Origin of the sequence: Caproiciproducens sp. MSJ-32 (genome assembly GCF_018918055.1) — a bacterium.
Lineage (GTDB): Bacteria > Bacillota > Clostridia > Clostridiales > Clostridiaceae > Clostridium.
Genome location: NZ_JAHLPS010000033.1, coordinates 1 through 9,103, shown reverse-complemented (window position 1 = coordinate 9,103; position 9,103 = coordinate 1). Strand labels below are relative to the sequence as shown.

The following is a 9,103-nucleotide window of genomic DNA, read 5'->3' as shown; positions in this document are numbered from 1 at the left end:
TGCGCCATTTTTAAGGAGTAGAGATGAATTTATTTGAAAAACTCTTTAAAATTCATATAAAACAGTACAAAATAAGAGCTGAGCATTAGCGATTTTTAACCGCTAATGCGACAGCCCCTTTTTTTATTAAGAAAAATATAGGGATTAGTTATTTTGAATAATTAAGTAAAAAATTTAAAATTATGTTTATAATTAACAAAAATTGTCTAGAATTTTAATATTAAAATTTATAAATATTTATATTTGGGAGAGTGATGCAAATGGAGTTGGTTATTAATACTAATGGAGCATACTTAAGAAAAGTGGATGAAAGATTTCAAGTTACAGTTGGTGGAGTTAGGCAGGAATTTTCTTGTAAGAAAATAGACAAAATTTTAATTACAACTGCTGCTTTAGTAACAACTGATGCTTTAAAACTGGCTATAGAAAATAATATAGATGTAGTATTTCTTGAATATAATGGCCAACCATTTGGAAGAGTATGGCATTCAAAACTAGGAAGTATAACAACAATAAGAAGAAATCAGTTAAAGCTATGCGAAATGGAGCTAGGAACAGAATTTGTAAAGGAGTGGATTTCACAAAAAATAGATAATCAAATAAATCATTTAAAAAAGCTTTCTTTTAACAGAAGTTATGAAAAAGTAAAACTTATAAATGAAGCGGTAGATAAGTTAGAAGAATATAAAGAAAAAGTCATTAAATTAAAGAATGTTACGATAAATAATATAAGAGGTACATTAGAAGGATATGAAGGAGCTTCTGCAAAGCTATATTTTAAGACTTTAGGTCAATTAATACCAGAAAAATATGCTTTTGTAGGAAGAAGCAAGAATCCAGCTAAAGATAAGTTTAACTGCATGCTAAATTATGCTTATGGAATACTTTATTCTAACGTAGAAAGGTCATGTATTATTGCTGGTTTAGATCCTTATATTGGTATAATGCATACAGATAATTATAATAAAACAGCCTTAGTTTTTGATCTTATAGAAATGTATAGAGCTTACATGGATGAAGTAGTTTTTGGTCTTTTTTCAAAGAGAAAAGTTAAAGAAGATATGTTTGACAAAATAGAGGGCGGCGGTTATTGGCTAAACAAAAATGGAAAGCAGCTTTTAATAGAAGTAATTAATAATAGGTTTGAAGAAAAAGTTAAATATAAGGGAAAAATGATAAAACTCAATAATATTATTAAATATGATTGCCATAATATTGCAAATAGAATTTTAAATGAGGTGTCTTAATGTTATATTGGGTCATGTATGATATTTCCGATACTAAAATAAGAAATAGAGCTATAAAAGCATGTAAAAATAAAGGTCTATATAGAGTTCAAAAAAGTATTTTTTTAGGGGAATTAAATAAGAATGATAAGGATGAATTAAAAATAATTATGGAGAAGCTTATTGACGAAGCAACAGACTCTATATACATTTTTCCCACAAATAATCAATATATTTATGATACAGATATAATTGGAAATGGTTTTGATAGAAAGCTGGTGACTAACGAAGTTGTATCAAAGTTTATTTAATGAATTTGAAGAGTATATTACTCCGTCAGAAATTATTGAATTTTTATATTGCCCAAGATTTACCTACTTTATAAAAAATTTAAACATTAGGCAGTACGAAGAAAATAGATTTAAGGTACAACTGGGCAGGGAAAAGCATTTAGATAAAAAGGCTCATAATGACAAGCAAATAAGAAAGAGGATAGGCGGAATTAGTAAAGAGCAGGAAAAGTATTTAATTTCAAAAAAATTAGGAATAAAAGGTATTGTTGATGAAATTTATTTATTAAATGATGGGAGCTATGCTCCATTAGATTATAAATTTGCGGAATATAAAGAAAGAGATTTTGAAACTTATAAAATACAAATGGCCTTATATTCATTAATTATCGAAGAAGCATATAATGCTAAAGTAAATAAATTTTATTTAGTTTATTTGAGGAGTAAAAATTTATTAAAAGAAATAGAATTTGATGGTAAGTTAAAAAAGAAATGCTTAAAATATATTGAAGACTATAAAAAGGTATTAAAAGGATATTATCCAAAGGCCACAAAAAGTAAAGCAAGATGTATAGATTGTTGTTATAGAAATATTTGTGAAAAATAAGGGAGCTAAATTTAGCTCCCTTTTCCTTATTATAATGGAAAAACATAGATTGAAATTATATTTCAATGCTTATTATAATGCAATTTTATTATGGACAATAATATGGTAATATATACATAATAAACCAAATAGTTTTAAGATGATTTTATAAATTGATATTATTAAAGTATAATGTAAAAAACTTTGGTAATAATACTAATGAAACAAAAAATAGGAGGTGTAAAATGAGGGCAATAAGAGATATTGGTGAATTACAGTATAACAATTTTAAATCTCAAGATAAGTTATTAGAAATTTTTACTGAAGATCCTTCCGATGGAGGAAAATATAAAACTGTTTATGAGATTACATTAAATTATATAGATGATGACTTCATATTTAAAGAGATAAATCAAAGAGAATATGATAATGAATTAAAATTTAAGTATTTATATAAAGCAGGATCATCTAGAGGAAGTGATATAACCCCTACAGCTAAAATTACAGAGCCTAATAAAACTTATAAAAATAAGATATTAGTATCATTAAAGGATGGAATTAATTATTGTAATGATACAAATGAAGAGAAAAGAGAAAAAAACATTCTTACAAAGTTGTATAGAAAATTAGCCGAGGAAGAAGAAAAAAATATTAAAGCAATAACTAACATTTTTAATACTGTTCCTAAAAAAGATAGAAGAGTAATTTTAACACTTGTACTAGAGGGTATAGAAGGTAAGAAGTATATAGGTGATTTTGAAGTCTTTAAGAGAAGAGTGAGAGAAGTACCCTTAAAGAAATTTTATTATAGTGAAACCTTCAAAAAAGAGGTAGTTGGCTATGAAAATTTTTGTTCAATATGTAATTCAAAAAAAGAAAGAGTTTTTGGTCTTGCTAGCCCATATGCCTATTATACAGTTGATAAACCTGGATATATTGCAGGGGGATTTAATTATGAAAAAAGCTGGCGTAACTATCCTGTTTGCCAAGAGTGCGCTATAAATTTAGAACTGGGTAAAAATTATATTGAAAAAAATTTACTTTTTAATTTTTACGGAAGGTCATTTTATCTAATACCTAAGCCAATATATTCTAAAGATTTAGAAAATATATTGAAAAAATATGGAAGATTATTAAAAGATGAAGAAAAAAAGGCAAAGGATATTGGAAAAGTTGAAGATAGAATAATTAGAAAATTAGGAGAAGAAGAAAATAAAGTAACTTTTGATTTAATGTTCTTTGAAAAAAATAATAATGCTTTTAATATTTTACTTAATATAGAAGATGTTTACCCATCAACTTTTAATATGCTAAACAAAGCCTGGGAAGATATTAGGAAAACTGAATTCTTTGCTGATATGGACTATTTAGCAAATTTTAATTATTTAAATATGCTATATAGCAGTAAAGAATATAATAAATACTTTCTAGATACAGTAGATAAGATAATTGGAAAGGGAAAAATTGAATATAACTTTTTAATTAACTTTATAAATAAAAAATTAATTGAAGCATTTAAAAAAGAGGAAAAAGATGAATTTGTAAAAGGAGAAGACAATTATTATACTGCAACTTTTAGGGCATATACCTTTATATATTATCTTTATAAAATTAATAAATTTAGAAATAAAGGAGAGGAAGGAGTGGAAGCTATGATAAATAAAGTATGGAAAAAGGAAGACTTTCCAAATAAAATTGATGCCTTTGAAGATTTCTTCAATAAAAATAAAGCTTTTTTCAATTCATACTCTAAAAAAGCTGTATTTATGATTGGTTATTTAAGTAAAAAATTAATTAACCTTCAAGCAAGTAAGGAAAATGGTAGAAAGCCATTCATGAGTAACTTAAATGGATTAAATTTAAATAAAAAAGATCTTGTAAGGTTACTGCCAAAAATTCAAGGAAAATTATCAGAATATGATGCTGAATATTATAATGAAGAATTACAATATGCCTCAGAAAATTTAATATTGAGTAATAAACTAAAAGATTTAGCTGATTTAGATATACCTTTCTATTTTTCCTTAGGTATGAATATGGTTAAAAAATTTGAATTAAATACTAAGGAAGAAAAGGAAATTTCACAAAATTAATAAATATTTTATGGGAGGAATAAAGATGATAAAAAATAGATCAGAATTAATTTTTTTATATGATGGAACAAACAATAATTTAAATGGTGATCCATTAGATTCAAATAAACCTAGAATAGACGAAGAATCAGGAATAAATCTTGTAACAGATGTCAGATTAAAAAGAACAATAAGGGATTATTTATATGACTATAAAGGTTTAGAGATCTTTGTAAGAGAAATTAAGGATGACAAAGAAAATGTTCAAGATGCTAAAATGAGAGCAAAGGATTTTGGCAAAACAAAAGAAGAAATAAAAAAGTCTGTAACAGAACAATGTATAGATGTGAGATTATTTGGTGCAACTATACCTTTAGATAAAGATTCAATAACCTTTACTGGACCAGTACAATTTAATATGGGAAGGTCCCTTCACAGAGTTGTATTAAAAAGAATAAAGGGTACAGGAGCTTTTGCTTCAGGAGAAGGAAAGTCTAATAAAACCTTTAGAGAAGAATATATACTTCCATATAGCTTAGTTGGTTTTTATGGAATAATCAATGAACATGCAGCTGAACATACAAAATTAACAGAGGAAGATGTAAATTTGTTAATGGAAGCAATGTGGAATGGAACTAAAAACTTAATTTCAAGAAGTAAGATTGGCCAATTACCAAGATTATTATTAAAGATAAATTTCAAGGAAGATAACTATCATATAGGCGCTTTACTAAATAAATTATCTTTAAATAAGGAAATGGAGGATGAAAATATTAGAAGTCCTAAAGACTATAAAATAGAATTAAGAGATTTGCTAAGGGCTATTACTTTAAATAAAGAAAAAATTGAAAATATAGAATATGTAATTGATGAAGATATAAAATTCTGCTTAGATGGGGAAGAAATAGAATTTACAGAGGCAATTAGGGATGTAGAATTAAAGGCATTAGAAATAAAATAATGAGGAGTGATATTTATGAAATGCTTAGTTTTTGATATAAAAAGTGACTATGGGCATTTTAGAAAATTTTATACCACCTCATCACCTTTAACTTTTTCTATACCTCCAAGGCCTACTGTAGCAGGTATGATTTCAGCGATTATTGGATTAGATAAGGAAGTATACCTTAAATATTTTAATAAAAAGGATGCTAAAATAGCTATACAAATTGCCAGTCCTGTAAATAAAAGCAGAATATCTTATAATTTAATAAATACAAAAACTGCCAATATGTATAGCAAGATTAAGGATAGAACTCAAGTAACCTTTGAACTTTTAAAGGATCCTAAATTCAGAATATATTTTTCTCATAATAATAGTGAAATATACAATAATCTTAAAAACTTCTTAGAAAAAAAGAAAACTTATTATACTTTATCCATGGGACTAAGTGAATATATAGCAGAATTTGAATATATTAAAGAAATAGAAGTTAATGAGGTTAATAACTTGGAGGATTTTGTTTATATTGATACTGCTATAAATTTTCATGAGGAAGTAGAAATAGAATTCGAAGATAATAAAGAATATTTCAAAGATAATATTCCTAATGAAATGAATACTAATAGGGAAATAACAGAGTATATAAAGGTTTTATTTGAACGCAATGGTTTTCCAATAAGATGTAAGTGTAATTATTACAAAGGAAGTGATGGTGAAAAGATTGTCTTCTTATAAAGTATTATCTCATCCTGGTATAAATTTAATTGAGCATTTAAAATTTGTTGGAGATAGAGCAGCTAATTTAATTGAGACAAAAGATATTAATTTTAAATATTCTAAGGAAGAACTATCTGCTGTAGCTAAGGTCATGGGTTACTGCCATGACCTTGGTAAAGCTACAAGCTTTTTTCAAAAATATCTAAATGATAAAATAGAAGAAAAAGACTCAAAGATTGATGAAAAGAAAAAAAGTCATGCATTAATATCAGCTATAATTTGTTATTTTAATCTTAAAAATAAAAATAAGGAACTAGCTATTATGGCTTACATTTCCATAAAGCATCATCATGGTAATTTTAAGGATTTTGTAGAGGAAATAGACGATATTTTAGAAAAAGAAAATCTAATAAAAGTACAATTTAACGCTTTAAATGAAGAAATTAAAGTTATTGCCAAAGAATTAAATTTAAAATTACCTTCTGAAGAGGAAATTATAGATTTGCTTAAAATTATTGATGATGAGTTGGAAGACTATAATGATGAATTAGAAGATAATAAAAATTTTGAAAAATATATACTATTTAAATTTTTATTTTCAGTTCTAATATATGCAGATAAGGAACATGCAATTTTTAGGAAAGAAAATAATATTAACTATGATATTCCTGAAAATCTTATTGATGAATATAAGCTAAAAAAGTTTGGAATTCCTGATAAAGCTAATTTAAGAAACATAGTATATGAAGATGTTTTAGCTAGTCTAAATAATGTTAATAAAAGAATTATGTCTATAACTTTGCCAACAGGTAGTGGTAAAACCTATACCTGTATGGCAGCAGCCTTAAAATTAAAAAAGATGTTAGAAAAGGATATGAAAATAATATATTGTCTTCCTTTTACTTCGGTTATAGATCAAAACTATGAAGACTATAAAAAAGCTCTAGAAGAAGTAATGAACTTAGATAAGGTAACCTCAGATAAAATATTAAAACATCATTATCTATCACCTAAAAATTATGAGAAGACTGAGCTTTATTATGAGGGTGATGAGGGAAGATTTTTAACTCAAAATTGGAATTCTCAAATTGTAGTAACTACTTTTATACAGCTATTTAATAGCTTGTTTTCAAACGAAAATAGTAGTTTAATTAAGTATAATTCTTTGTCCGATTCTATAGTTTTACTAGATGAAGTTCAGTCTATACCTTATAAGTACTGGAAGATAATAAATAAGCTTTTAACTGAAATGTCAGAAAGGTTAAATATATATTTTATTTTTATAACAGCTACCCAGCCTTTAATTTTTCAAAAAAATGAAATTATAGAGCTTGCATCTAAGTCTGAAGAATACTTTAAAGCATATAAAAGAACAAAGCTTTTAGTTCATCAAGATCCTATGAATAAGGAAGAGTTTTTTGAATTTGCTGAGAAAATGATTTTAGAAAATAAAAATAAGAATATTTTGTTTATAGTAAATACAATCAAACTTTCTCAGGAATTATATAAAAGAATAGAAAAACTTGAGGATAATAGAAAATTAGAATATTTATCTACAAGTATAGTTCCAATTGAAAGAAGAACTAGAATAGAGAAAATAAGAAATTCAAAAAAGAAGATGATTGTAGTAAGCACCCAGTTAGTCGAAGCTGGAGTAGATATTGATATGGATATTGTGGTTAGGGATATAGCTCCCCTAGATTCTATCAATCAAAGTGCGGGCAGGGCAAACAGAGAAAATAGGGGAGAATATTTAGGAGAAGTTCATCTTGTAAAAATAGAAGAGAATAATAGACTTTTAGCTAGTTATATCTATTCTGATACCCTATTAAATGCTACTAAAAAGGTATTAGAGGGAAAAACTATTATTTTAGAAGAAGATTATAAAACAATAAGTGATATGTATTTTAAAGAAGTAGATAAAAATAAATCCAATAATAAATCTAATGACTTAATAAAAGATATTTATGAATTAGAATTTGAAAAAGTAAAGGATGAATTTAAACTAATTGAAGATCAAGATAAAGTTCAATTATTTATAGAACTTGATAATAAAGCTAAGAAGCTTTGGAAAAATTATTTAGAATATAAAAATATAAAAGATATAAAAACTCGAAGAAATAAATTAGAAAAAATAAAAACAGATTTTTATAGCTATGTTATTTCAGTATTTAGAAATAAGTGCAAAGAAAACGTTGATGGAAAACTAGACTATATTTCTTCTTATGAACTTAACAGTTGTTATGATAGAAAGTTTGGTTATAAAACAGAAGAAGAAAAGCAAATTATACTTTAATAATTAGAGGAGGCCTGCTTTGCAAGTAGAAATATGTAAATTAACTTTTAATAATTTAAATTTATCTCCTAGATATAGTGAGAAAATCAGAGGTTATTTAGGAAATAAATATATAGATAATAACTTAATGCATAATCATGACAATGATAAATTTATTTACAGATATCCTTTAGTACAATATAAGGTAATTAATAATAAGCCAATAATCATTGGGATTAATGAAGCTGCCCAAATAATTGCCAATATAGGAGTTGAGGAAGATAACATAATTATAAATGGAGTTAATTATGATTCCTTAGAAAATAGTATTATCAAAAAAACTTATGATTTTGGTGAAGCAGAGGATTATATAGAATATAAATTTGAAACTCCTTGGATAGCCTTAAGTCAAAAAAATAACTCTTTATATAAAGCTGCAAATGAAATAAAGAAAGAAGATCTTCTTAAAAAAATTTTAATAGGTAATATAATATCAATGTCAAAGGGATTTAATTATACAGTTAAGGAAGAAATAAAGTGCTGGATAAATTTAAAGGAAACTGAAGTAAATTTAAAAGGAATAAAACATACTGCTTTTTTAGGAAATTTTAAAGTTAATTTTTATATTCCTGATTATTTAGGCCTTGGTAAATCTGTTTCAAGAGGTTTTGGAACGATAAAAATAATATAAAGGAACAGTTATACAAAATCCCTTTTAATTAAAGTATCTTATAGTATATTTTAAGATAAATCAAAATAAAAGTAGAAAAATATTTTGTAGGGCAAATCTAATATTATGCTAAAAAAATTATAAGCTTATTTAAATTTATTAAGTCTAGGTTTGTCTTACAATTTATCTAAATCCTAATTGATATAGTTTTTTTCTATTTTATATTACTCCTGTTAAATAAAAATAATTATTTAGTCAAGATAATTTGATAATTAATAACCTGATAGGGGCCAATAGATACATAAAAAGAACTGATATTAGAGT

8 protein-coding genes are annotated in these 9,103 nt (G+C 25.4%); all 8 read left to right on the top strand.

Features of this window, described 5'->3' with window-relative positions; translation table 11 throughout:
- Positions 1-260: 260 nt before the first annotated feature.
- The 8 genes from cas1 (at position 261) to KQI16_RS03775 (ending at position 8,800) form a co-directional block, all read left to right on the top strand.
- Complete coding sequence (gene cas1 / locus KQI16_RS03810; protein WP_216432364.1) at positions 261-1,247, top strand: CRISPR-associated endonuclease Cas1; 987 nt, start codon at positions 261-263, stop codon at positions 1,245-1,247.
- Positions 1,247-1,537, top strand: coding sequence for a CRISPR-associated endonuclease Cas2 (gene cas2, locus KQI16_RS03805; protein ID WP_119864905.1), 291 nt, complete (start codon positions 1,247-1,249; stop codon positions 1,535-1,537). Before cas1 ends, cas2 begins: the two co-directional genes overlap by 1 nt.
- Positions 1,518-2,123 carry a CRISPR-associated protein Cas4 gene (gene cas4, locus KQI16_RS03800; RefSeq protein WP_119864906.1) on the top strand — a complete coding sequence of 202 codons (606 nt, stop codon included), beginning with the start codon at positions 1,518-1,520 and terminating at the stop codon, positions 2,121-2,123. The genes cas2 and cas4 overlap by 20 nt, the downstream gene beginning before the upstream one ends.
- Positions 2,124-2,347: 224 nt before the next feature.
- Positions 2,348-4,195 (top strand): TIGR02556 family CRISPR-associated protein, encoded by a 1,848-nt coding sequence (locus KQI16_RS03795; protein ID WP_216432362.1) that lies wholly within the window; start codon positions 2,348-2,350, stop codon positions 4,193-4,195.
- Positions 4,196-4,220: 25 nt separating this feature from the next.
- Positions 4,221-5,135 (top strand): type I-B CRISPR-associated protein Cas7/Csh2, encoded by a 915-nt coding sequence (gene cas7b / locus KQI16_RS03790; protein WP_119864908.1) that lies wholly within the window; start codon positions 4,221-4,223, stop codon positions 5,133-5,135.
- A gap of 15 nt (positions 5,136-5,150) precedes the next feature.
- A complete protein-coding gene (cas5b, locus tag KQI16_RS03785) occupies positions 5,151-5,852 on the top strand; it encodes a type I-B CRISPR-associated protein Cas5b (RefSeq protein ID WP_216432360.1) in 702 nt (233 codons plus the stop codon).
- Complete coding sequence (gene cas3, locus KQI16_RS03780) at positions 5,830-8,130, top strand: CRISPR-associated helicase Cas3' (protein WP_216432358.1); 2,301 nt, start codon at positions 5,830-5,832, stop codon at positions 8,128-8,130. Before cas5b ends, cas3 begins: the two co-directional genes overlap by 23 nt.
- Positions 8,131-8,149: 19 nt before the next feature.
- The gene (locus KQI16_RS03775) at positions 8,150-8,800 is read left to right on the top strand and encodes a CRISPR-associated endonuclease Cas6 (protein ID WP_119864911.1); all 651 of its coding nucleotides are present in this window, start codon (positions 8,150-8,152) and stop codon (positions 8,798-8,800) included.
- Positions 8,801-9,103: the final 303 nt, after the last annotated feature.